General features: G+C 43.4%; 20 protein-coding genes, 1 tRNA gene and 1 riboswitch. Of the genes, 12 read left to right on the forward strand and 9 right to left on the reverse strand.

Annotation, left to right across the window (positions count from 1 at the left end; all coding sequences use genetic code 11):
* Positions 1-92: 92 nt before the first annotated feature.
* Positions 93-626 (forward strand): hypothetical protein, encoded by a 534-nt coding sequence (locus FO440_RS19165; protein WP_144249916.1) that lies wholly within the window; start codon positions 93-95, stop codon positions 624-626.
* Positions 627-860: 234 nt separating this feature from the next.
* Here FO440_RS19165 and tamL read toward each other — a convergent pair whose 3' ends face one another.
* A complete protein-coding gene (gene tamL / locus FO440_RS19170; RefSeq protein WP_144249917.1) occupies positions 861-3,275 on the reverse strand; it encodes a translocation and assembly module lipoprotein TamL in 2,415 nt (804 codons plus the stop codon).
* Here tamL and FO440_RS19175 point away from each other — a divergent pair.
* From FO440_RS19175 to FO440_RS19185, 3 genes are all read left to right on the forward strand, one after another.
* A complete protein-coding gene (locus FO440_RS19175) occupies positions 3,266-4,015 on the forward strand; it encodes a TrmH family RNA methyltransferase (RefSeq protein WP_144249918.1) in 750 nt (249 codons plus the stop codon). The genes tamL and FO440_RS19175 overlap by 10 nt on opposite strands.
* A gap of 49 nt (positions 4,016-4,064) precedes the next feature.
* Positions 4,065-4,135: transfer RNA gene (locus FO440_RS19180), tRNA-Cys, on the forward strand.
* A gap of 36 nt (positions 4,136-4,171) precedes the next feature.
* Positions 4,172-4,351, forward strand: a complete 180-nt coding sequence (locus FO440_RS19185; protein ID WP_144249919.1) for a spore protein — start codon at positions 4,172-4,174, stop codon at positions 4,349-4,351.
* Between the two features lie 131 nt (positions 4,352-4,482).
* On the opposite strand, the gene FO440_RS19190 is transcribed toward FO440_RS19185, so the two are convergent.
* Positions 4,483-5,526, reverse strand: coding sequence for a quinone-dependent dihydroorotate dehydrogenase (locus FO440_RS19190; protein WP_144250209.1), 1,044 nt, complete (start codon positions 5,524-5,526; stop codon positions 4,483-4,485).
* A 119-nt stretch (positions 5,527-5,645) separates the two neighbouring features.
* Between FO440_RS19190 and FO440_RS19195 the strand changes: the two genes are divergently transcribed.
* From FO440_RS19195 to FO440_RS19220, 6 genes are all read left to right on the forward strand, one after another.
* Positions 5,646-6,794 (forward strand): acyltransferase family protein, encoded by a 1,149-nt coding sequence (locus FO440_RS19195; protein WP_144249920.1) that lies wholly within the window; start codon positions 5,646-5,648, stop codon positions 6,792-6,794.
* A gap of 34 nt (positions 6,795-6,828) precedes the next feature.
* Positions 6,829-7,638 (forward strand): SGNH/GDSL hydrolase family protein, encoded by an 810-nt coding sequence (locus FO440_RS19200; RefSeq protein ID WP_246104274.1) that lies wholly within the window; start codon positions 6,829-6,831, stop codon positions 7,636-7,638.
* A 150-nt stretch (positions 7,639-7,788) separates the two neighbouring features.
* Positions 7,789-9,714 carry an ABC-F family ATP-binding cassette domain-containing protein gene (locus FO440_RS19205; RefSeq protein WP_144250211.1) on the forward strand — a complete coding sequence of 642 codons (1,926 nt, stop codon included), beginning with the start codon at positions 7,789-7,791 and terminating at the stop codon, positions 9,712-9,714.
* A 49-nt stretch (positions 9,715-9,763) separates the two neighbouring features.
* On the forward strand, positions 9,764-10,306 hold the full coding sequence (locus tag FO440_RS19210) for a P-loop NTPase family protein (RefSeq protein WP_144249921.1): 543 nt from the start codon (positions 9,764-9,766) through the stop codon (positions 10,304-10,306).
* Between the two features lie 758 nt (positions 10,307-11,064).
* Complete coding sequence (gene sucD, locus FO440_RS19215) at positions 11,065-11,943, forward strand: succinate--CoA ligase subunit alpha (protein ID WP_144249922.1); 879 nt, start codon at positions 11,065-11,067, stop codon at positions 11,941-11,943.
* Between the two features lie 171 nt (positions 11,944-12,114).
* Positions 12,115-13,062 (forward strand): sugar phosphate isomerase/epimerase family protein, encoded by a 948-nt coding sequence (locus FO440_RS19220; RefSeq protein WP_144249923.1) that lies wholly within the window; start codon positions 12,115-12,117, stop codon positions 13,060-13,062.
* A 1-nt stretch (position 13,063) separates the two neighbouring features.
* Here FO440_RS19220 and FO440_RS19225 read toward each other — a convergent pair whose 3' ends face one another.
* Positions 13,064-14,017, reverse strand: coding sequence for a glycoside hydrolase family 43 protein (locus FO440_RS19225; protein WP_144249924.1), 954 nt, complete (start codon positions 14,015-14,017; stop codon positions 13,064-13,066).
* A 58-nt stretch (positions 14,018-14,075) separates the two neighbouring features.
* Positions 14,076-14,687, reverse strand: a complete 612-nt coding sequence (locus FO440_RS19230) for an RDD family protein (protein ID WP_144249925.1) — start codon at positions 14,685-14,687, stop codon at positions 14,076-14,078.
* 80 nt (positions 14,688-14,767) lie between these two features.
* A riboswitch (cobalamin riboswitch) is annotated at positions 14,768-14,973 on the forward strand.
* 166 nt (positions 14,974-15,139) lie between these two features.
* Here FO440_RS19230 and metE point away from each other — a divergent pair.
* Positions 15,140-17,443 carry a 5-methyltetrahydropteroyltriglutamate--homocysteine S-methyltransferase gene (gene metE / locus FO440_RS19235; protein ID WP_144250212.1) on the forward strand — a complete coding sequence of 768 codons (2,304 nt, stop codon included), beginning with the start codon at positions 15,140-15,142 and terminating at the stop codon, positions 17,441-17,443.
* Between the two features lie 232 nt (positions 17,444-17,675).
* On the opposite strand, the gene FO440_RS19240 is transcribed toward metE, so the two are convergent.
* Positions 17,676-18,092 carry a hypothetical protein gene (locus FO440_RS19240; RefSeq protein ID WP_186292725.1) on the reverse strand — a complete coding sequence of 139 codons (417 nt, stop codon included), beginning with the start codon at positions 18,090-18,092 and terminating at the stop codon, positions 17,676-17,678.
* Positions 18,093-18,160: 68 nt separating this feature from the next.
* Here FO440_RS19240 and FO440_RS19245 point away from each other — a divergent pair, with 68 nt between their 5' ends.
* Positions 18,161-18,721: a suppressor of fused domain protein gene (locus tag FO440_RS19245; protein WP_144249927.1), complete on the forward strand. Its 561-nt coding sequence runs from the start codon at positions 18,161-18,163 to the stop codon at positions 18,719-18,721.
* Between the two features lie 2 nt (positions 18,722-18,723).
* Here the strand turns inward: FO440_RS19245 and FO440_RS19250 are convergent, their stop codons facing one another.
* The 4 genes from FO440_RS19250 to FO440_RS19265 all read right to left on the reverse strand — a co-directional run bounded on the left by FO440_RS19250 (position 18,724) and on the right by FO440_RS19265 (position 23,373).
* Positions 18,724-18,936 carry a cysteine-rich CWC family protein gene (locus tag FO440_RS19250; RefSeq protein ID WP_144249928.1) on the reverse strand — a complete coding sequence of 71 codons (213 nt, stop codon included), beginning with the start codon at positions 18,934-18,936 and terminating at the stop codon, positions 18,724-18,726.
* Positions 18,937-19,127: 191 nt separating this feature from the next.
* Positions 19,128-21,506 (reverse strand): ribonucleoside-diphosphate reductase subunit alpha, encoded by a 2,379-nt coding sequence (locus tag FO440_RS19255; protein WP_144249929.1) that lies wholly within the window; start codon positions 21,504-21,506, stop codon positions 19,128-19,130.
* Positions 21,507-21,626: 120 nt separating this feature from the next.
* Positions 21,627-22,598: a ribonucleoside-diphosphate reductase small subunit gene (locus FO440_RS19260; protein ID WP_144249930.1), complete on the reverse strand. Its 972-nt coding sequence runs from the start codon at positions 22,596-22,598 to the stop codon at positions 21,627-21,629.
* Positions 22,599-23,010: 412 nt separating this feature from the next.
* A complete protein-coding gene (locus FO440_RS19265) occupies positions 23,011-23,373 on the reverse strand; it encodes a methionine-R-sulfoxide reductase (protein ID WP_144249931.1) in 363 nt (120 codons plus the stop codon).
* Positions 23,374-23,404: the final 31 nt, after the last annotated feature.

Consider the following 23,404-nt stretch of genomic DNA (forward strand, 5'->3'; position numbering starts at 1 on the left):
TTAATTCAATTGATGTTAGTACCTGCATCATCGAATTTTATTAACTAAATTTATTGCGGGTTGTTTGTAATTTTCAAACCTAATATTAAAAAATGAAAAAGATATTATTTGTTGTTTTCCTGATGCTGGTTGCAGGCAATTTTGCGTTTGCCGATACCATTACTATTAAACATTTTGTAATAAAAGAAAACCCGTTTGCCGATAGCGAAATAGCACTTGTAGCAGTTGATACGGCAGGAAATATCCAGGAGAATGTTGACGGTGTATTTGCATTTACAATTAACGGTTTCCAGGAACAAATGCGCTTTGAAAAGGGCACGGCTTTTTATCGCCATAAATTAGATAAATCGGCATTTTTTTATGTGAAGCATGTTAATGATGCCGGCACACATTCCATGCTCTATTACATTTACAAACAGGACGGCAAACTGCACCCCATGCACGTAAGCTGGATGCTGTTGGTAATAATTCCGCTGGCTTTAGTGCTGTTAGGTTATATGTTTAAGCGGTTTATCATCATCGCGGTAGTGATCTTCTGTGTTTTCCTGTACTTTAACCACCACAACGGTTTAACTATGCCTACCTTTTTCGAGAGTATATTTGATGGGTTGAAGGGGATGTTTTAGTCATTAGTCATTAGTCATTAGTCATTAGTCATTAGTCATTAGTCATTAGTCATTAGTCATTAGTCATTAGTCATTAGTCATTAGTCATTAGTCATTAGTCATTAGTCATTAGTCATTAGTCTAATTTGAGGCTATACAAGTTACTAAAAAGGCGATAGGTACTGAAACTTATCGCCTTTTTTATTTAGCCCGCGACAGACCTGATCTCTAATTAACTAATCACTAATCTCTGCGTCAAAACGGCATCCCGATACCGAAGTTTAGCTGCATGAAGTTATAGGTATCGCCGGCCGGGTTTCCTTGCGTATCAATACCGGTTCGGTTAGCATTAAAATAGGCTTGTTTAAATGCGCCAGGGTGGAATAGTTCGTTAGCATGTCTGAGTAGTACCCATTGGTCTGCGCCATTAAACTGCGGGTCTTTAAATTTAAATGCGGCATCCAGCCTGAATACGAAGAAACTCACATCAAACCGCAAACCGGTGCCTATACCAATGGCTGTAGACTGCAGGAAATTATTAAGCCTGAACTCGCCGTTAGGGTTGTCGCTTTCTTTATGCAGGCGCCACACGTTACCTGCGTCAATAAACACAGCTCCTTTTAGCTTGGCACCAAAGAAATCGTTGGCCAGCTTATACCGATATTCGGCATTGGTGATAAATTTGATCTCGCCAAACTGGTCAATGTACTTTAAGCGGGCGCGTAAGGTATCACCGGTAGTAGGGATCAAAGAACCCGAAGGGCCATAAGCTGTCCCGCGGTTAAACTGTCCCGGCCCTAAAGTACGGGGCAGCCATGCCCGCATATCGTTGGCGCCGCCGGCATAAAAGTTTTTTTCAAAAATTAGCTGGTCGCTGTTGCCATACGGCAGGCCTATACCGGGGTTAACCCTGAATATAAATTGGCGTTCGCCGCCAAAACTATGGTAAACCCTAAAATCAACTTCGGCTTTGGCATATTGCGCAAACGCGTATCCAAAAATGGTGTGCTTACCCAGGCTATCCTTTGCTGTGTTTAATGCTTTTGTTATGCCTGATAACACATTACCGCCGACATCTAAAGACCCCCTGAAATAAGTAAAGTTTGAATAGCTGTTTAAAAAATTGCCGTTAACCTGGTAGGTATACTGGCTACCTGTTGTAAGGATGGTACGGCCAATTAATTTAATGTATGAGTACCGCTGTTGCGCTAACAGTTGCTGATAAGCCGCGGGATCAATAACACCTTTTGAAAACTCAATATCAATGGGAGTAACACTATGTATCTTGTTGGCCGTCTCCAGGAAATCATAAGTTACTGAATTAATAAAACTGGTGCGTTGAACCAGGCCTTTTTGATAGAACAACGAATAATTGGTTGAAAACGTAGTATGTGGTACACCGTATTTACCCGGTTTTGCAAAATTGAATGGTGTAACTATCCACGGGTATATCAGGCTTGCACCCGCTTTGAAATCTTGATTCTCAATGCCGCTTTTATTTACTGAATTATGATCGTTGTCAAACAATATACTCCAATTTAACTTCAACTGTAACGTAACCGCTTTTTTAAACATATTACGATTGGTAAACGTATTACCAATGTTATACCCATAATTACCCCCACTGAATAAAAACTCACCTTCAACCCGGTCAGACATTTGTTTAAGCGGCACTAATTGTAATACTGTATTCAACCTGTTGGTACTATCGGGAGTTTTTGTATAAGTTGGGTTGGGCACGTTCCTGAAAACGTTGAGCTCTGATAAACGCGAAGTAGTGATAGTTTGAAAATCAGCATTGTAAAGTTCGCCTTTCTTTTGATAGATATAATCTACTACCGGGTGCGGTTTAAATCGTTTTGAATGATCAACAAATTTAAATTGAGAGCCAACCTGTATGGTATCGGCCTTTGCCGTATCGCGCCCGTTACTGCTGGTTATAGTAATAAGCGTGTTGTTAATGGTATAAACCGGGTGCTCGGGTTTATCGGCGGGGTTATCAATGATCATGGTCAGGTCAACCACGCTGCTGTTATAGGTTGAGTCGGATATATAATTAATATACTGTCTGAAAAAATCAAAGTAGCCGTTACGTTTCATCACCTGGAAAAACGCGTCGCGATCATACGCTAGGCTATCGGTATCAAATCGTCCGCCGGGCTGCAGGTGCGAAAACTTAGGACGGTTGGCACGGTACAGGCCGCGCACTTTGGGGTCTGCTATGCTGTCAGAAATTTTCCGGATCTTGAACAAAGGCCCCTCAACGGTGGTGAAAACCAGCTGCGCCCTTTTCTTTTTAATAGCTATACTGTCGGTAACTTTTGCTTTTAAATAGCCCTTGCTTTGTATAAATTTTTCTATCTGTATACGCGAAAATTCAACCAAATTGCTGTCTAATATCGCGGGCGGGTCGCCAATGTTTTTTTTGCCGTTTTTATTGAACAGGTAATAAAGCTGCAGGTTAAAAGCGTTATTGGGTTGTTGCTGCTTATCTACATAATTTAACGCAAGCTCTGTAAACTCTTTATCCATCCCTTTAATGGTAACTTTGCGCACTAACGATTGGTTACCTTTAAGGTTACGTGTTAAACTGCAGCCCGAGCCTATAAAGAGCAGAAGAATACTTAATATTGCAATACGGTATCTATTTGTACTTATATATGCTTTCAAAATCTAATATCAGTTTACTACAGTCTTTACAACATAAAAAATTTCGCAGGGAACATGGCTTGTTTTTAGTTGAAGGCTACAAATCGGTAACTGAATTTATTAATTCGGCCTACCAAATTGAAGCTGTGTACCATACGGCCGCTATTGCCCCAAAAATGCTTAAATTATCGCAGAAAATGAATTTTCAGGAAATTTCATCTGCTATACTTGAAAAAATAAGCGCTTTAAAAACCCCGGCCGATATTATAGCGGTAGTTAAAATACCACAATGGCCGGTTTTAAATTATACTACCCTTAACAAAAAATTCTCCATTGTGTTGGACGGAATTCAAGATCCGGGCAATATGGGCACCATTATCCGTACGGCCGACTGGTTCGGCATAGAAAATATCATTTGTTCTGAAGATTGTGTAGAGGTATATAACCCAAAGGTAGTACAGGCCACAATGGGTTCGCTTTCGCGGATAAATGTGCATTATGTTGATTTGGAAAATGTTTTATCCGAAACAAAGCTGCCTGTGTACGGTGCTTTACTTGACGGGGAAAATATATACAGTACCGATTTTGGCAGTGAAGGTTTGGTGGTTATGGGTAATGAAGGCAAGGGTTTGACAGAAAAAGTTAAGCAATTAGTAACCAAAGCTATAACCATACCTGGTGCCGGTAACGCCGAATCTTTAAACGTAGCAATTGCCACCGCGATATTTTGTTCAGAAATAAACAGAAATAAGCTTAAATAAATGTTGGCAGGCAATAAATAATTACTATTTTTGCAATCCTTTAGAAAAAGGTCGGATGGCCGAGTGGCTAGGCAGAGGTCTGCAAAACCTCCTACAGCGGTTCGAATCCGCTTCCGACCTCATTGGGTTAACATAAAATATTAAAAGTAAAGCATCATGGGCGTAACACGTTTAAAAAGAAAAGATAGAAGGAACAAAACTTTTTCAAGATTAGAAGTTCAGTTTTTAAAGAATGCAACTAACATTGAACCGGGAAGCCGTTCTGCAGAGTCACCTAAAAGCCAGGTAACTTTAAACAATATTGTTTTGGCTAAAGCAGCAGCTGCCAACAACTAATTTTAAAGAAATTTTAATATTTAAGATCCTGCCGGTTTTACCGGTGGGATTTTTTTGTTGAGCTTTTCCGTAGAGACGCAATACTTTGCGTCTCAGGATTGTTTGTCTATAAGACGCAAAGTATTGCGTCTCTACATTAAGGATAATATCTTCTTATTGATCTTCTTTATCAATCCTGGTCCTTCATAAATAAACCCGGTGTACAACTGGATCAATGAGGCACCTGCTTCCAGTTTCTCAATTGCATCCTCTTCCGAATGAATCCCGCCCACACCAATAATGGGGAATGATCGGTTTGATTTATCAGCCAGGTAACGTATTACTTCCGTTGATCTTTTGGTCAAAGGCACGCCGCTTAAGCCGCCGGCTTCTTCTTTTAGTTTGGGATTTGACAGAGACGATTTATCAATTGTAGTATTGGTGGCAATAACCCCCGCTATTTTGGTTTGCTGTACAATCTCAACAATGTCATCCAGTTGCTCATTAGTGAGATCAGGTGCTATTTTTAATAAAATAGGTTTGCTGATATCGTTCTTACGGTTGCGTTGCTGTAGCGTATTTAAAAGTTCCATCAGCGGCTCTTTTTCCTGTAATGCACGTAGGCCCGGTGTGTTTGGCGAGCTTACATTTACCACAAAATAATCAACCACATCAAACAGGCGGTCAAAGCATTTAATGTAATCGCTTGTCGCGTCTTCGTTAGGCGTGTTTTTGTTTTTGCCAATGTTACCGCCTATCAGTAACCCTTTCTGCGCAGGCGAAGCTTTTTTACGATAAGCCGCTATCCGCTCGGCAACAACATCAACCCCTAAATTGTTAAAACCCATGCGGTTGATCAGCGCCTTATCCGCAGGACTGCGAAACATACGCGGCTTGGGGTTGCCGGGCTGTGGCAGGGGAGTAACAGTGCCTACTTCGATAAAACCAAAGCCCATATTGGCCAGTTCGCTTATTACTTCTCCGTTCTTATCAAAGCCTGCAGCCAGGCCAACCGGGTTGATGAATTTAAGTCCAAAAACCTCTTTTTGCAGGCGTTGATCCTTTAAATCCCATACGGCGCGGCTCAACGCTGCGCCACCCGGAAAACGGTTAAACCGTTTTAAATTCCTGGTAACAAAATAATGAATGTTTTCGGGGTCGAACCTGAACAGTATAGGCTTAATTAAAGAATACATGGCGCCAAAGTTAGCAGTTTTAATGCTGACCTTCATATTCGGCTTCAATTTTATGGAATATGATCGCGTAAGCAACTATTTGTAATTGCGGGCGTAATAATAATTAAATACAGCCATATATGTACAACCCACTGCCGGATAACCACAGGTATAAACAATTGGATAGTTTGAGAGGGCTTGCCGCGTTAACCGTTTTTATCGGGCATTCTATAGGTTCTGTTGTAAATACTTCATTATTAACTAAGGTGCAAACCACCCCTCTAAGCATCCTGTTTAATGGGTATGCCGCGGTCATGTTCTTTTTTGTTTTAAGCGGATTTGTACTGAGTTTGCCTTTTATCAATAACGAAAAACCATTAAGCCTTACCGCGTTTTATACCAAACGTTTTTTCAGGATCTATCCTGCATTTTTAATAGCTATGATCTTATCAGTAGTTTTAAAAGAACTGGTGTATAATGAGCATACCATGGCCAATTCACTATTGTGGTTTAAACAATATTGGGCTTGGCATTGGGATCAGGTAAACCTGAAAGATACGATACGCGCGCTCCTGCTGATAGATCCAGGTTTTAACAAGCGGCTGATAGATCCGCCTGTCTGGTCGTTAGTGGTTGAAGTTAAGATGTCCATAATACTGCCTTTTTTTATACTGATAGTTTCGCGTTGCGGAGCTTTGGTGAACGTTGGCCTGTTTTTCCTGATCTCTTACCTGGCTTACCGGCATACCGGTTTACAAGTAAGTGTGTTTTTCCTCGGGGTTATTTTGGCAAAATATCAACAACAATTAAAAGATAACATAAAAGCATGGCCAATGCCCGTATTGGTTGTGGTCATGCTGGTTAGCTTATTGCTGTATAATGCCGGTTTAGAATTTCTTGACTTTCATTTAAAACCGTCCTACGTGCTTTTCTCAAACTACCTGCCGGCGATAGGCAGTTGCATGATCATTATTACCGTGTTGGCCAGTAAAAGATTAAGCAGCCTGTTTGAACGCAAGGTGTTTGTGTTTTTGGGCGTCATATCTTATAGTTTTTACTTAATGCACTTCCCGGTATTAATGACGATGTTCTCCATAATAGTAAACCGGTTTGCTTACGGAACACAGGTTGCGACAGCGGTAGCGTTTGTCATAACGGTATTGATCAGCTATTTTATGACGATATTTATTGAACGCCAATTTCGGCGCCTGGCATCCCGTCTGGTAAAGAAACACAGTATTTTTAATACCTGTAACATTAAAGCTACAGGCAGTTTGAAAGCGGTTTGACATATTTGATTTTTCAAATAAAGCTGTAAATTCGATGATCCCGCTCTGGTGGGGTATGACCAATTTAATGTTTATGGAAGATCAATCTAACAACCGTCGTAGTTTTATAAAAAGCGCGTCAATAGGTGCTGTCGCGGCTATCAGTATTCCGCAAATCGTAACGTCAGCATTAGCCGCAGCGCCTAAAGGCAAGAAAATAAGCATCGAACAAGGCGATGTGATCCTTTTTCAGGGCGATTCAATTACAGATTCGGGCAGGGGAAGACGTAATGATTGGTCCCCCAACGACGCCGGGGCAATGGGCAACGGGTACGCGCTGATGGCTGCCGGGCAGTTGTTGCTGCAAAACCCGGGTAAGGATCTGAAGATCTATAACAAAGGCATCAGTGGCAATAAAGTTTACCAATTGGCCGACCGCTGGGACGCCGATACCTTAACTGTTAAACCAAATATATTAAGTATCCATATAGGTGTTAATGATTACTGGCATACACTTAACGGCAGTTATAAAGGCACCATTGATAATTACATTGCCGATTATAAAAAGCTGCTTGACCGTACCAAGGCCGCCTTACCAAATGTGAAATTGATCATCTGCGAGCCGTTTGGTGTTTTAAATGTAAAATCGGTGACCAAGGATTGGTACCCAACTTTCGACCTGTTCAAGAAAGCCGCTCGCGATATTGCCGATGAATATAACGCCCCGTTTGTACCATACCAAGCTGCATTTGATAAAGCCATAACCCAGGCCCCGCCCGCATATTGGACAGGCGACGGCGTACATCCATCAATAGCCGGTGCAGCCTTGATGGCAGAAACGTGGTTAAAGGCGGTGAAGGCGTAGATTTTTGGAGTAAAAGGTTAAAGGCGAGAGGGAAAAGGTCTTTTCTTTCATCTTTATAAATCTGTTTGTCATTAAATGGCATCTTTGGCCTTTTACCTTTTACCTCAAAGCTTTCAGCTTTCGCCTCAAAAAACGTATCTTTGCGGCCAAATGATAGCTATAAATAATCTTACGTTCGAGATAGGTGCAAGGGCATTGTATGATGAGGCCAACTGGCATATTAAACCCGGTGAAAAAATAGGCCTTATCGGCGCTAACGGAACCGGTAAAACTACGCTTTTGCGGATCATCACCGGTGAGTATAAACCTACATCGGGCACCATATCAATGGCTAAGGACCTCACCATGGGTTACCTTAACCAGGATCTGTTGTCGTACTCGTCTGATAAGAATATTGTGCATGTAGCTATGGAGGCTTTTGAGCGCCAAAACCAGTTGCATGATGAGATTGAAGCTTTACTTAAAAAATTAGAGACAGATTATACCGAAGATCTGCTGCACAAACTAAGCGACAAGCAGCACGAGTTTGAAGCGCTTGATGGCTATAACATAGAATATAAAGCCCACGAAATTTTAGCGGGCCTTGGTTTTAGCGAAGCTGATTGCCAGCGCAAACTAAGCACCTTTTCGGGTGGATGGCGCATGCGTGTAATGCTGGCCAAGATCTTATTGCAGGCACCCGATATTTTGTTACTGGATGAGCCTACCAACCACTTAGACTTACCATCTATTCAATGGCTGGAAGACTATTTGAAAGCTTTCCAGGGTGCTATAATCATCGTATCACACGATAGGTGGTTTTTGGATAAAGTAATTAACCGCACAGTCGAATCGCGCAAGGGTAAGCTTACCGTTTATGCGGGTAACTATTCTTTTTACCTGGAAGAAAAAGCCTTGCGTGCCGAAATTCAGCGTGGCGAGTTTAAAAATCAGCAATCAAAAATAAAGCAGGAAGAACGTTTGATCGAGCGTTTTCGTGCCAAAGCATCCAAAGCAAAAATGGCGCAATCGCGGATCAAGATGCTGGATAAAATGGAGCGTATTGACGATGTGGACGATGATAACCCTGAAGTTAACTTCCGTTTCAAATTCAGCAAGCAATCAGGCCGTCACGTAGTTACGTTGGAACATATCACCAAAAAATATCCGGCCATTGATATTTTGGATGATGCCGAAGCTATTATTGAAAAAGGCGATAAAATTGCCCTGATAGGTGCCAACGGTAAAGGTAAATCAACCCTGCTGCGTATTGTGGCGGGTGCCGATAAAGACTTTAAAGGCACGGCGGTAACAGGCCATAACGTTACGCAGACTTTCTTTGCGCAACACCAGTTAGAGAGCCTGCACTTAGAGAACCAGATTTTGCAGGAGCTACAGGCATTTGCCCCAAAGCAAACTGATACCGAATTGCGCTCTATATTGGGGTCGTTCTTATTTACCGGCGATGATGTTTTTAAGAAGATCAAGGTATTATCGGGTGGCGAGAAATCGCGCGTGGCATTAGCAAAAGCATTAACTGCCGACGCTAACTTCCTGGTACTGGATGAGCCTACCAATCACCTGGATATGGCATCGGTAAATATATTGATCCAGGCCTTGCAACAATATGAAGGTACGGTGATCGTGGTATCGCACGACAGGTATTTCCTGGATAACGTGGCCAACAAGATCTGGTTTATTGAAGATCAAAAGATCAAGCAATACCCGGGTACTTATGCCGAGTACGACGAATGGTATGCCAAACGTAAATTAGAGCCCAAAACAGCTTTGCCAACGCCTCAGCCAAAAAAAGAGGAGAAAAAGCCTGAGCCGGTTAAACAAAGCCAGCCATCTGAAAACAAATTTCAGCAGCTAAAGAAACTGAACCAAGACCTTTCAAAAATGGAAGAGCAGATTGCCGCTTTAGAAAAAACGGTAAAAGACCTGGAAGCTAAACTGGCTGATGATAAGATCTACAACGACAGCGCTAAATTAAAGGAAACCAATACCACCTATGACCAAAAGAAAGCCGAGCTAAAACAAGTTCAGCAGCAGTGGGAGGATCTGGCAGAGCAGATCATGGAGTTGGAAGCATAATACTTACAAAGGCAGCCTTTAAAGCTGCCTTTTTTGTGAACCTTCTATTATGAAAATACATGTTATGGGTGCATCCTGTGCCGGTTCAACCACTTTGGGTAAAGCTTTGGCCGATCATCTGGGGTACGCTTGTTTTGATACGGACGAGTACTTCTGGATACCTTCTGATGTTCCGTATACGATTAAACGCGACCCTGCAGAGCGGAATGCAATGCTTAAAAACGATTTTTTAAAAGAAGATAATGTTATAGTGAGCGGATCATTAGTTAGCTGGGGCGAGGAGTGGCTGACGGCGTTTGACCTGGTGGTGTTTTTATATGTACCCCACCAAATAAGAATGTATCGCTTGCATAAACGGGAAGTGGAGCGCTACGGCGATGCCATATTTACCGACCCGTTAAGGATTAAATTATATAAAGACTTTACCAACTGGGCCACCGGCTATGATGATAACAGTACCAATGGCCGCAACCTTGCTGTGCATTTAAATTGGTTAAGTAAATTAAATTGCGCCGTGTTGAAAATAGAAGGAGATACCACCGTTGCCGAAAGATTAAACATAACCGTTGCTAAAATGAAAGATATCTCATAGCAGACCTGTATGGCAGGGCTGTCCGTCCGCAAGGGAACCCGGACAGATCGGACGGACGGACAGGTTGTTAATGAGGTGTCCGACCGTCCGAAAGGTGTCCGCACCTATCGCGGACGGACACTCTGAGTAATATTGATTTTTTAATTAAATATTTGATAATCAATAAATTATATGTATATTTGTATACTGTTCCAATCAACTGCCATATCCTGTAATATTATACCAAACTGCTAACCCTTTTTTTATTTTATAGAAGAAGAGGAGAAGGGGGGAGTGTATTAAAATTTTTGATAAATTTTATTTTTTACCAATGGGATATATTGATTGATAATTATCAAGTAGATTATATTTTACCATTGATACGATACTGCTTTGGTAGTACCGGTTTTATTTGCGTTAAGGATGGAAACGGATACAGGCCAGCTGGGGGCTTGTTGCAGGGTTGTGGCTAAGGCCTGAAGGCGTATGAGTGTACAGCCTGACCTGACCTTAGGAAGGTAACGCCCATAAAAAAATCGGTATAAAGGTGTCCGTCCGAAAGGGGAACAGGACAAAACGGACGGTCGGACACTCAAATATTGGGAATGTTTAACTTTTGCAAGCTTGTCCGCTTTGTCCGATCTGTCCGCGTACCAAGCGGACGGACACCTTTACGGTGCGATTGTAAATTTTTCATCATATCATAAAAAATTGTATGCCGATACAGGCAGGGGCGAAAAATAATTTTAGCTTTGCGATATAAAAGAAATCAAATACCAATGAGTGTTCTCGTAAATAAAGATTCTAAAGTTATAGTTCAGGGTTTTACAGGTAATGAAGGTAGCTACCACGCATCGCAGATGATAGAGTATGGTACCCAGCTTGTTGGCGGTGTTACACCGGGTAAAGGCGGCCAAACGCATTTAGACCGCCCTGTATTTAATACCGTTGCCGACGCTGTTGCAAAAACAGGTGCCGATGTATCTATCATTTTCGTTCCGCCTGCATTTGCTGCTGACGCGATCATGGAAGCTGCAGAAGCCGGTATAAAAGTTATTGTATGTATTACCGAAGGTATCCCTACAAAGGATATGATAGCGGTAAAAGAATATTTGACAGATAAAGATGCTCGTTTAATTGGCCCTAACTGCCCGGGCATTATCACTGCCGACGAAAGCAAAATAGGTATCATGCCGGGCTTCATCTTTAAAAAAGGTAACGTTGGTGTGGTTTCAAAATCAGGTACGTTAACTTATGAGGCGGTTGACCAGGTGGTTAAAGCCGGTTTGGGTATCACCACAGCTATAGGCATTGGCGGCGATCCGATCATTGGTACACCAACTAAAGAAGCGGTTGAGCTGTTGATGAATGACCCTGAAACACATGGCATCATTATGATAGGCGAGATAGGTGGCGGCATGGAAGCCGAAGCTGCTCGTTGGATAAAAGAAAATGGTACTAAACCGGTGGTAGGTTTCATTGCCGGCCAGACAGCGCCTCCGGGACGCCGTATGGGCCACGCAGGTGCTATTGTTGGCGGTGCCGATGATACTGCTGCTGCTAAAATGAAGATCATGGCCGAGTGTGGTATCCGCGTTGTTGCTTCGCCTGCCGAAATTGGCGCTGCTATGGCAGAGGAGCTGGCTAAGTTAGCTTAAAGCTGAAAGGCTAAAGCAGAAAGCTTTGTAGATATTGAGATCCCGGTCAGGTTTGGCCGGGATTTTTTGTTTGATAATGTTTTGTGCAAGTAACAATTTGACTACAGGTTTGCTCGGCCTTGTCAAATTTTGCTACCTTACATCAACCATTATTTACATAAATTATCGCTTATGAATATCCGTCACTTATCCCGTCGCCGGTTTATTGGCAGTAGCGCAGTTGCGGCAGCAGGTACGCTATTGTTACCTAAAACAACATTTGCCCATTCGTTTTTTGGCATAGCCGATAAGCCTAACTCGGTTGTGGGCGGGGTGCTCATAGGGGTAACAACCTATTCATACCGCGATATGAAGAACGTTACCGCCGAGGATATGCTGCAATACTGCCTTCAAAATAACTTGAGCGGTGTCGAGCTGCGTGGCGATGCCGCCGAGCTATCCGCAGGTGCTCCAAAGCATGAAGCCGGGCAGTCGGGTGCCGATTTTAACAAGGCGATGGCTCAATGGCGAGCCACGGTATCAATGGATGTTTTTAAGCAGATAGGTAAGAAATTTAAAGATGCGGGTGTACAGATCTACGCCTACAAACCCGTAGTATTTGGCGATCACAATACTGATGATGAGATCAATTATGCCTTTAACGCGGGCAAAGCACTTGGCGCCAATCATTGCAATTGCGAAATGCCCGAAAGCGACGCGCAAACCAAGCGCATTGGCGACATAGCCGCGAAACATAAAATGCGTATTGGTTACCATGCCCATACACAGGCCACGCCAACTTTGTGGGACACCGCCATGAGCCAGTCAGAATATAACTGCATCAATCTGGATATCGGCCATTACGTAGCGGGTAATAACCCCAGCCTGGTTGATTTTATCCTGAAAAACCACGAGCGTATTACCAGTATGCACATTAAAGACCGTAAGGTTAATAACGGCCCGAATACCGAATGGGGGCAGGGCGACACCCCGATAAAAGAAGTATTGCTGCTGATGAAAAAGAATCACTACAAGTTCCCGGCGACGATAGAACTGGAATACAAGATCCCGGCAGGATCAGACGACGTGAAGGAAGTTACCAAATGCCGTGAATTTGCAGCCGCCATATTAAGCGCCTGATCTATTTGTCTATCGTCAGAAATTTAAAGCTGTTCTTGTCGGCCACTAAGGCCGCGGGCTTATCTTTTGTGAAAGCTAATTTGATAATGGCTGTTTTTCTGCGCTGTACTTTGGTATTGCTGTAATGTGTGTGCAATACATAATACATTTGCCCGTCTTTACCGGTGAAGATATCGCCATGCCCGGTACCATTAAATCCAACCAAATGACGGCTGATGATAGGATTTGACGGGTTCTTGGTCCACGGACCCATTGGCGATTTTGACATAGCATAACCGATGGCATAGTCGATATTCTGATAATCGTTACTTGAATATAGCAGGTAATACAAACCATTGTGTTTAATCACAGTCGGCCCCTCGCACACAGGCCAGCTTTTGTTGGCTGTGTTTTCCCAGGGGAGGCTTGAGTTTACGCATTCTTTGGCTTTTGCGGTATCAATGTCCGACAGGTCATCTTTTAAGGGAGCAACAAATACCCGGTTACCATTTTGCAGGCGAACAAAGTATAAGTATAGTTTACCATCAGTGTCCTTAAATATAAACGGGTCTATCTGGTGCACCGGCCCCAAGATCTTTTTAACGACCGATTGCTTGAATGGTCCAAGCGGACTGTCACTTTCAGCTATCGCGACATCTTCGTTAGCCGCATAAGCCATGTAATATTTATCCTTGTTCTTAAAGATCTGCGGCGCCCAGAACGATTTATCACCATAACTATCGCCTTTAGCAAGTGCTAAACCGCCATCAGCTTTACCAACCCCTGCCTTCCAGTTTACCAGGTCGGACGATTGGTACACCGGAAAACCTTTATTGCTGCCTGTACCATACAGGTAATATTGGCCGTCTTCATAAAATATAGTGGGGTCTGCTAATTGTATGGTGTCTTTTTGAGATGATTGCGCATTCACGACAGTAAAGGCCAGCAAAGCGCACAACAGGTAAAAGTATTTCATAGCTTACAATTTTATGCTAAGATAAAATTTAGGCAGGTAGGCTATCGTAAAGAATTGGTTATAATCGGTCTTTGATTACCAGCGTGCCCGCAACCTTGTCATGCAGGCATTGTTGCTGCTTGTTAAAAAATGCATATAAATAACCGATAGCCAGTGTGCCTACAGAAAGTACTTTAGCCAGGTTACGGCCGGCAGCATGGGCAAAACTAAGGCGATTGCCCTGCATATCGCAAACCTTAATTTTAATGATGCGCTTACCAAAGGTGGCTTGTTTGGCAGAACTTTCCATCATCATATGATAGATGAGGTAAACTATGGGCACAATAATCAGCAGGGCTAATATTAATGCGAAAACCACCAGCTGTTTCTCAATAAATAAGGATGCTACAAATAACAGCAATATACAGGTGCCGGCTACAAATACCCAGTCCAGCACCGCTGCAGTGGCGCGCTGATCAAACGAGGCATAATACTGCAGGAACACCTCATTCTTAAAGCCTAAAAGTTCACGCAGTTCGGCAACTTCACGGGCTTCCTTGTAGTCGGACATGTCGCCGGTCTTTACAAAGTCGCCGGGTTTTATTTGGCGCGATCTTAATTCGTCAATCGTAAACGGGCCTTCGGGCTTGCCGTTAATTACCAGGATAAATGTGTTTTGGGTAGATGTCATCTGTACCCAAAAATAAGATTATTCTTTTATTAGTGTTATAGGGTTGATATAATCTTATCTATATTTGCTGCAAGTTCTTTACTTTATTTTCAACAGATAGGTTTGCGGTTATAATGACCGCGATTAAAAAGGAACCGTGTGTAAATCACGGGCTGTCGCGCAACTGTAAGTAACACACCACAGTTGATGCCTTAACTCCAAATATGTCCATTGTTTGCCAAAAGCGGATGAGAAGGACGGCATCAACGTTACAAGCCAGGATACTTGCCATTTGTTTAAGACAATGCTTTCGCGTTTTGAAGCAGTAGTCAGAGCACAAAAAGGAATCTTTACGGGTGTTGTATGCCTGTGATTTTGCCTGCGTGTCTTTTATTACCATTCCACGAAAGCATACCGAAAACCGTAAGGAGCATTAAGTCAAATTAATGTTTAACCAAAAAAGTTTTATGCGTATGCTCAAAAACAATCTCGGCTACCCACGTGTGGGTGCCCATCGTGAACTCAAAAAAGCCAGTGAACAATACTGGGCCGGCAAAACCGGTAAACAAGAATTATTTGCCGCCGCCCGCGACATTCGCCGGCAAAACTGGCAGGTACAGCAAGAGGCCGGCATCGACCTAATCCCCTGTAATGATTTCAGCTATTACGACCAGGTATTGGATACCTCGCTCATGCTGGGCGTTATCCCGCAGCGGTACACGCCGGTGCTGAGTAAAAACCCGGACAATAACGAAATTGACCTATATTTTGCCATGGCACGCGGTTACCAGAAAGACGGCCTGGACATTACCGCCATGGAAATGACCAAATGGTTTGATACCAATTACCATTACATTGTGCCCGAGTTTACCGCTAACCAGCAATTCAAGATCTTCTCTGAAAAGGTATTCGAGGAATTTACCCTCGGACTCAATACATTAGGCAAAGCGCCTAAAACGGTATTGATTGGCCCGGTAACCTACCTGCTTTTGGGTAAGGAAAAAGAGCAGGGCTTTGAAAAGATCGACCTGATCAAGAACCTGGTGCCGGTGTACATCGACATCCTTAAAAAGCTAAAAAGCTACGGTGCTGAATGGGTACAATTGGATGAGCCTTTCCTGGCGCTTGATCTTAATCAAAAAGCAAAAGATGCCTATACCTATGCTTACAAGGAGATTCGCAAAGCGTGCGCGGGCTTAAACCTGATGGTGGCTACTTATTTTGAGAGCCTGCATGAAAACACGCCGCTGGCACTAAGTCTGCCGGTTAACGCGCTGCATATTGACCTGGTGCGTGCGCCGCAGCAGTTGGATAAGGTATTGAGCCTGGTGCCCGATAACCTGATCTTATCATTAGGTGTGGTTGACGGCCGTAACATCTGGAAGAATGATTATATCCGTTCATTAAGCCTGATCAAGAATGCTGTTGCCGCTGTTGGTACGGATAGGGTGATGATAGCGCCAAGCTGCTCGTTACTGCATACGCCATTCGATCTTGATTTGGAAACCGCCATTAACCCGGAGATTAAGAACTGGATGGCCTTTGCCAAACAGAAGCTCAACGAGGTTAACGAACTGAGCCTGATCATTGATGGTAACAACGACTTGCTGCAGGCCAATTTAAAAGCCATATCAAGCCGTAACGTCTCTAAGCTGATCCACAGGCAGGAGGTAAAACAGCGTGTTGCTGCAATCACCAACGCGGACGCTGACCGCGTTAGCCCCTTTGCCGAACGGCAGAAGATCCAGCAACAGGCGTTTAAACTGCCATTGTTCCCTACAACTACCATTGGGTCATTCCCCCAGACCGACGATATCCGACAGCTGCGCGCCAAATTAAAGAAAGGTGAGCTTACCCAGGAGCAATATGATACCGAGATTGCCCACGCCACTATCGATGCCATCCGCTGGCAGGAGGAGGTAGGGCTTGACGTATTGGTACATGGCGAGTTTGAGCGCAATGACATGGTGGAGTACTTCGGCGAGCTGCTTGACGGCTTCTTGTTCACCAAAAACGGATGGGTACAAAGCTATGGCAGCCGTTGCGTTAAGCCGCCGGTTATCTATGGCGATGTGAGCCGTCCGGCGGATATGACCGTTAAGTGGACAAGCTTCGCGCAAGCCAATACCGATAAACTGATGAAGGGGATGCTGACAGGGCCGGTTACCATCCTGCAATGGTCGTTCGTGCGCGATGATCAGCCACGCTCTGTTACTACCAACCAGATAGCTTTGGCTATACGCGACGAGGTGGTTGCTTTAGAACAGGCAGGCATTAAGGTGATCCAGATTGATGAACCGGCCATCCGCGAGGGTTTGCCATTGCGCAAAGCAGATTGGGCAACTTACTTGGATTGGGCGGTTAAGGCGTTCCGGATCTCGGCGGCGGGTGTGCAGGACGAAACACAGATCCATACACATATGTGCTACAGCGAGTTTAACGACATTATCAAGCATATTGCCGATATGGATGCCGATGTGATCACCATTGAAACCTCGCGCTCGCAAATGGAACTGCTGGAAGCCTTTGCTGACTTTAAGTACCCTGCCGAGATTGGCCCGGGTGTTTATGATATCCACTCGCCGCGCGTGCCAACTACCGAAGAAATGGTAAGCCTGCTAGAAAAGGCGGCCGACCTGCTGCCTGCCGGCAACATCTGGGTTAACCCGGACTGCGGACTTAAAACCCGCAAATGGCCCGAAACCAAGATAGCCCTGCAAAACATGGTGGCTGCCGCCAAAGTCGCAAGAGAGATCTTTAGCAAAGAACCGGTTTAGTCAATGACCCATGGTAAAGCGTCCGCGCTTTACCATGCACGTTGGGTTATAACAGGTGTACCAAAGCAAATGTGTATTGAAGATACACTTTGGTACACCTGTTTTTGTAACTAATTGATAATAAAAAAGTTGATTCTTTTATTCGGGTTTGATGGTACAGTTTGGCACACTTTTCATGACTTTTAGGTCATTTTTTAGCATGGCGTTTACTGACAATATAGTGTCACCAACTTTAATAAACCAACGCCAGCGGCCCGTCCTTAGCTACCAATACCGACCAGCCCGGTTTTGAACCTGAAGCTACCGACGCGATAAACTTGTCGCGGATATAAATACCTACTTCTATCAGGCCATCGTCTAAAGATTCAGTCCATTCGCAGCGGATCTCGCTTTCTGCCGATATCGGTTTTATCGCGGCTTCTTTTGCCAGGTATTCGGTTGGGTTTAAAAATGGCATGTCCTCAGTCCGCCAAAAAGAAATAGCCGGGGCTTCCTGCCGGTTATATAGCCATACATCGCCAATGGTGTCTTCGCCTTCCAGTAAATAAGCGTAAGCCACGCGGCCGTCGTCTTCTATTTTTAAAAAATAGTTGCGGTCAAATTCGCAGGGGATTTGGGTGGTGAAGGTGGGCATATCGTTGTAAGCCAAACTTACGAAGTTTTTAAAACTTCGTAAGTTTATTGCTTTTTGGTTACTTTTAAAGTACTATTATACGAATGGATAACCAATATACAATTACCTTAAGAAAGCATTACGAGGATCATTTCGGAATTGTAGGAAATAAGCTTAGGTGGAGTATAGATCCACATAAAAAGCTTGATCCATTTTTTCACGTATTGGAATTTCCGCCAAACCCTAAACATAATATGTGGACTTATTGTTCCGTGGGTATGTCGCCTGGGATTGTTAGCAATATCATGGTTGAGCTTTTTATATTTTCACCGAAAGAAGATTTTACTTTAGTTGAACTTTTAACGGTCGCTGCCTCTTATCATAAAAATGCTGAACCATTGGATATACATCATACGTTTAATATTGGAAGACCTTGGTTGGATAACTCAAAATGTGATCATTGCTTTATTTCATTGCCTTATCTTGACGGTGAAAAGTTAGAGTTTTTTGATTTTGGTGGTAAAACCACTCATTGCTACTGGGTTATTCCTATAACCGAATCAGAGCAAAATTATAAAATTGAAAAAGGTTGTAATGCTTTGGAAGATTTGTTTGAAGAAAATGCAATAGATTACATTAATCCGCAAAGAAAATCATTAGTGTAAAATCATACTATCCCCATCGCGTCCCGATACTCCTGTTGCAAGGCCATTAAACAATTCGCACACATGCAGCCTTCATAATTCTCGCTGATGTATTGTACCTCGTTTAAGGTAAGCTGCACTACACTGCACTGGCATTTGGTGTAAGAGTTTGCCTTACATTCAATGCCGGTACCGCAACGGTCGCAGGCAATTATTTCATGTTTAGAGTGGATCATGTTGCTTATCAACAAATATAACGCAAAAAGGCTATACCCATTGTCAGCCTAATTTCTTCTTTTACCCAAATAGAGACACAATACTTTGTGTCTCCCGGAAAATGATTGAAAATAAAAAAGACACCCTGATAATAGGATGTCTTTAAATATTATTTGTAAAAGACGCAAAGTATTGCGTCTCTACGATTAGCTTATGCCGAGCAAGTCACGCAGCCTTCTTCCATTGAGCAGGTTGGGCCGGCTGGTATTTCGTCTGCCACTTGTTGTACCACTTCTGGTATAACTGGGTCCATGTTTTTACCGCCCTGGTTCTCAACTGTAAATTTAACCGCTTGCGATGCCGCTTGTGTACGCAGGTAGTACATACCCGTTTTCAAACCTTTCTTCCATGCGTAGAAGTGCATTGAAGTCAGCTTAGAAGCATTTGGCGAGTTAATGAACAGGTTTAATGATTGCGACTGGCAAATGTAAGCACCACGGTCGGCAGCCATATCTATAATATCACGCATCTTGATCTCCCAAACTGTTTTGTACAGGTTCTTCAAATCTTGCGGAATTTCAGCGATATCTTGGATAGAACCGTTTGCAGTGATGATCTTATCTTTCATGGTGTTGTTCCATAAGCCAAGGTTCACTAAGTCGCGCAATAAGTGTTTGTTTACAATGATGAACTCGCCACTTAATACACGGCGGGTATAAATGTTTGAGGTGTATGGCTCAAAGCATTCGTTGTTACCCAATATCTGCGAGGTTGAAGCGGTAGGCATTGGCGCTACTAATAAGGAGTTACGTACACCATGGTTCATTACATCTAAGCGCAGGTTTTCCCAGTCCCAACGGCCGCTGTCCGGTTTTACTTTCCACAAGTCAAACTGGAACTCGCCTTTTGACAATGGCGAACCTTTAAAGGTTTCGTAAGCGCCATCTTTTATAGCCAGGTCCTTAGAAGCGGTCATGGCAGCAAAGTAGATGGTTTCAAAGATCTCTTTGTTCAGTTGTTTAGCTTCAGGGCTTTCAAACGGCATACGCAGCAATATGAAAGCATCTGCTAAACCTTGCACACCTAAACCGATAGGGCGGTGGCGCAGGTTTGAGTATTCGGCTTCTTTAACCGGGTAGTAGTTATGGTCAATGATCTTGTTCAGGTTTAAAGTAGCCTGGTAAGTCACTTCATATAATTTTTGATGATCAAAAGCGCCGTTGATCACATAACGCGGCAACGCTAATGATGCCAGGTTACATACAGCTATCTCATCAGCAGAGGTATACTCTAAAATTTCGGTACATAAGTTTGAGCTTTTAATAGTACCTAAGTTTTGTTGGTTTGATTTGCCGTTGGCAGCATCTTTATATAATAGGTATGGCGTACCGGTTTCAACCTGGGCGTCAAGCACTGCAAACCAAAGTTCCTGTGCTTTGATCACTTTACGGGCACGTCCTTCTTTTTCGTAACGTTTGTATAGTTTTTCAAACTCTTTACCGTGGCAGTCTGCCAAACCGGGTGCTTCGTGCGGGCAGAACAAGCTCCAGTCTTCGTTAGCTTCAACGCGCTGCATGAACAAGTCGCTCACCCAAAGGGCGTAGAATAAGTCGCGTGCGCGCATTTCTTCTTTACCATGGTTTTTACGCAGGTCAAGGAACTCGAAGATATCTGCATGCCATGGCTCTAAATAGATAGCGAAAGCACCTTTACGTTTACCGCCGCCCTGGTCAACATAACGGGCAGTATCATTAAATACGCGCAGCATAGGGATAATACCGTTGCTGGTGCCGTTAGTACCGCTGATGTATGAACCTGTAGCACGTACGTTGTGGATGCTTAAGCCGATACCGCCTGCGCTTTGCGAGATCTTAGCAGTTTGCTTTAAAGTATCATAAATACCGTCAATACTGTCATCCTTCATGGTTAACAAAAAACATGACGACATTTGTGGTTTTGGTGTACCCGCGTTAAACAGGGTAGGTGTAGCGTGGGTGAACCAGCGCTCGCTCATCAGGTTGTAAGTTTTGATGGCGCTGGCAATATCTTCTTTGTGGATACCTACCGATACGCGCATGAACAAGTGCTGCGGACGCTCGGCAATTTTGCCATCCAGTTTTAACAGGTATGATTTTTCTAAGGTTTTAAAGCCGAAGTAATCAAAGCCAAAGTCACGGTCGTAAATAATGCTGCTATCCAGTTCTTCAGCATTTTTTTCAATGATCTGGTAAACATCGTCAGCCAGTAACGCGGCGTTTTTCCCGGTTTTAGGGTCAACGTACTGGTACAGGTTGCGCATGGTTTCAGAAAACGACTTGATGGTGTTTTTATGCAAGTTAGAAACAGCTATACGCGATGCCAGTAACGCGTAATCGGGATGCTTCGTCGTTAATGATGCCGCGGTCTCGGCAGCAAGGTTATCCAGTTCTGAGGTAGTTACACCATCAAACAAACCTTCAATTACCTTTTTAGCCACATCAACCGGATCAACCAATGAAGGGTTTAAACCATAGCACAGCTTCTCGATGCGTGCGGTTATTTTGTCGAACTTTACTGACTCTTGCTTACCGTCTCTTTTTACTACGAACATAATTTCTTGGCATTTTAATGATTAGTGGTTAGCACCTGCATACTAACCGGTATTATATTATCTATCTCTATACATTGCAGTATCGGTTATCTTGCTAACTGATACTAATAACTGGTTTTCTTAAAAATCCTCGTCTAACGAGAATGATTTGCTTTCCTGAGTGTTTAATACACCGCTTTTTTGGTAATCGCCCACACGTTTCTCGAAGAAATTGGTTTTGCCCTGCAGCGATATCATCTCCATAAAATCAAATGGATTTGAGGCGCCGTATACTTTGTCATAACCCAGCTCGCCCAGCCATCTGTCGGCCACAAATTCAATATACTGGCTCATCAGTTTGGCGTTCATACCGATAAGACTAACCGGCAGCGCGTCGTTAATAAACTCTTTTTCTATCTCAACCGCGTCGGTTATAATGGCTGTAGCCGCTTCTTTTGATAGTTTGTTCTCTAACATGCGGTACAGCAGGCAGGCAAATTCGCAGTGCATACCTTCGTCGCGCGATATCAGCTCATTACTAAAGGTTAGGCCCGGCATTAAGCCGCGTTTCTTTAACCAGAAGATAGAGCAGAAACTGCCCGAGAAGAAGATACCCTCAACTGCCGCGAATGCAACCAAGCGTTCGGCGAACGATCCGTTGTTGATCCAGCGAAGGGCCCACTCGGCTTTTTTACCTACACACGGTACGGTCTCGATAGCGTGGAACAGGCGGTCCTTTTCGGCAGGGTCCTTAACGTAGGTATCAATTAAAAGCGCATAGGTTTCTGAGTGGATATTTTCCATCATGATCTGGAAACCGTAGAAACAGCGTGCCTCCGGCAACTGCACTTCGCTCATGAAATTTACCGCCAGGTTTTCGTTCACAATACCATCGCTTGCAGCAAAGAAAGCCAGGATGTGCGATACGAAATGTTTTTCGCCTGGGTTAAGGTTTTCCCAGTGCTTCAAATCATCAGAAAGATCAATTTCTTCTGCCGTCCAAAAGCTGGCTTCGCATTTTTTATACATCTCCCAAATTGCGGGATACTTGATAGGAAGAATAACAAAACGATCCTTGTTCTCTTTTAATAATAATTCTGTTTCTTCTGCCATGCGCTTTACTATTTTATTTTTTTAACCCTTAATTTTCTTTAGCTACCCCGGTAATTTTAGCCGACAATGCCCCGGCGCAGTTGTTATAAAATGGTGATAAACCAAAATTTATCACATTAAACTACGCTAAACATTCACCCTCACTAATCCCTATTCAACTATGTTAACAGTGTATATCAGCCCACAATTTTGTCGTGGTTTTTCCCTTTTTTACCGGCAAGGACACCGGTAATTCTGGTGCTTTAAAGAACTTATAATCCAAAGATATGAGTTGCTGATTTTAGATGTTAGTGATAGTTTTACACATCACCTATAAGTTATAAACAATATTTTTGTTAAGATTAAAAAGCACTGATTAATAACTTGTTAAATAAACATTACGGGAGTATTAAGATTATCGGCGAAAAAATTGTTATGACCGGGGCACAAATTTCATCGACACGGAATTGACACAATGCCTTACGTTTTTTGGTGTCAGGTATTCGCCCTCAAACACGTGGCCCAGGTGGGCACCGCAATTGGCACAAACAATTTCCGTACGGCGCCCGTCGGCATCCGGAACACGCTTAACAGCGCCCGGAATTTCATCATCAAAACTTGGCCAGCCGCAGTGCGATTCGAATTTGGTTTCTGACGTATACAGGGGTGCGTCGCAGCGTTTGCAAACGTATAAACCCTCGGCCTTGTTATCTAATAATGACCCTGTAAACGGCCTTTCTGTACCCTTATGTAATATTACCCACTCTTCGTCGGGTGTTAAATTATTGTATTTCATCTTAATTATTAATTAATCTGTTTACATTAAA

The organism is Mucilaginibacter corticis, assembly GCF_007558865.1.
Classification (GTDB): Bacteria; Bacteroidota; Bacteroidia; order Sphingobacteriales; family Sphingobacteriaceae; genus Mucilaginibacter; species Mucilaginibacter corticis.

Bases quoted from the DNA above. Each gene is read 5' to 3' on its own strand.
- FO440_RS19245 (WP_144249927.1), top strand. From the start codon at position 18,161: ATGGATAACCAATATACAATTACCTTAAGAAAGCATTACGAGGATCAT.
- FO440_RS19260 (WP_144249930.1), bottom strand. From the start codon at position 22,598: ATGGCAGAAGAAACAGAATTATTATTAAAAGAGAACAAGGATCGTTTT.
- FO440_RS19205 (WP_144250211.1), top strand. From the start codon at position 7,789: ATGATAGCTATAAATAATCTTACGTTCGAGATAGGTGCAAGGGCATTG.
- FO440_RS19185 (WP_144249919.1), top strand. From the start codon at position 4,172: ATGGGCGTAACACGTTTAAAAAGAAAAGATAGAAGGAACAAAACTTTT.
- FO440_RS19200 (WP_246104274.1), top strand. From the start codon at position 6,829: ATGATCCCGCTCTGGTGGGGTATGACCAATTTAATGTTTATGGAAGAT.
- FO440_RS19195 (WP_144249920.1), top strand. From the start codon at position 5,646: ATGTACAACCCACTGCCGGATAACCACAGGTATAAACAATTGGATAGT.
- FO440_RS19230 (WP_144249925.1), bottom strand. From the start codon at position 14,687: ATGACATCTACCCAAAACACATTTATCCTGGTAATTAACGGCAAGCCC.
- FO440_RS19165 (WP_144249916.1), top strand. From the start codon at position 93: ATGAAAAAGATATTATTTGTTGTTTTCCTGATGCTGGTTGCAGGCAAT.
- FO440_RS19255 (WP_144249929.1), bottom strand. From the start codon at position 21,506: ATGTTCGTAGTAAAAAGAGACGGTAAGCAAGAGTCAGTAAAGTTCGAC.
- FO440_RS19225 (WP_144249924.1), bottom strand. From the start codon at position 14,017: ATGAAATACTTTTACCTGTTGTGCGCTTTGCTGGCCTTTACTGTCGTG.
- sucD (WP_144249922.1), top strand. From the start codon at position 11,065: ATGAGTGTTCTCGTAAATAAAGATTCTAAAGTTATAGTTCAGGGTTTT.
- FO440_RS19265 (WP_144249931.1), bottom strand. From the start codon at position 23,373: ATGAAATACAATAATTTAACACCCGACGAAGAGTGGGTAATATTACAT.
- FO440_RS19210 (WP_144249921.1), top strand. From the start codon at position 9,764: ATGAAAATACATGTTATGGGTGCATCCTGTGCCGGTTCAACCACTTTG.
- FO440_RS19220 (WP_144249923.1), top strand. From the start codon at position 12,115: ATGAATATCCGTCACTTATCCCGTCGCCGGTTTATTGGCAGTAGCGCA.
- FO440_RS19250 (WP_144249928.1), bottom strand. From the start codon at position 18,936: ATGATCCACTCTAAACATGAAATAATTGCCTGCGACCGTTGCGGTACC.
- FO440_RS19175 (WP_144249918.1), top strand. From the start codon at position 3,266: ATGCTTTCAAAATCTAATATCAGTTTACTACAGTCTTTACAACATAAA.
- FO440_RS19190 (WP_144250209.1), bottom strand. From the start codon at position 5,526: ATGTATTCTTTAATTAAGCCTATACTGTTCAGGTTCGACCCCGAAAAC.
- metE (WP_144250212.1), top strand. From the start codon at position 15,140: ATGCTCAAAAACAATCTCGGCTACCCACGTGTGGGTGCCCATCGTGAA.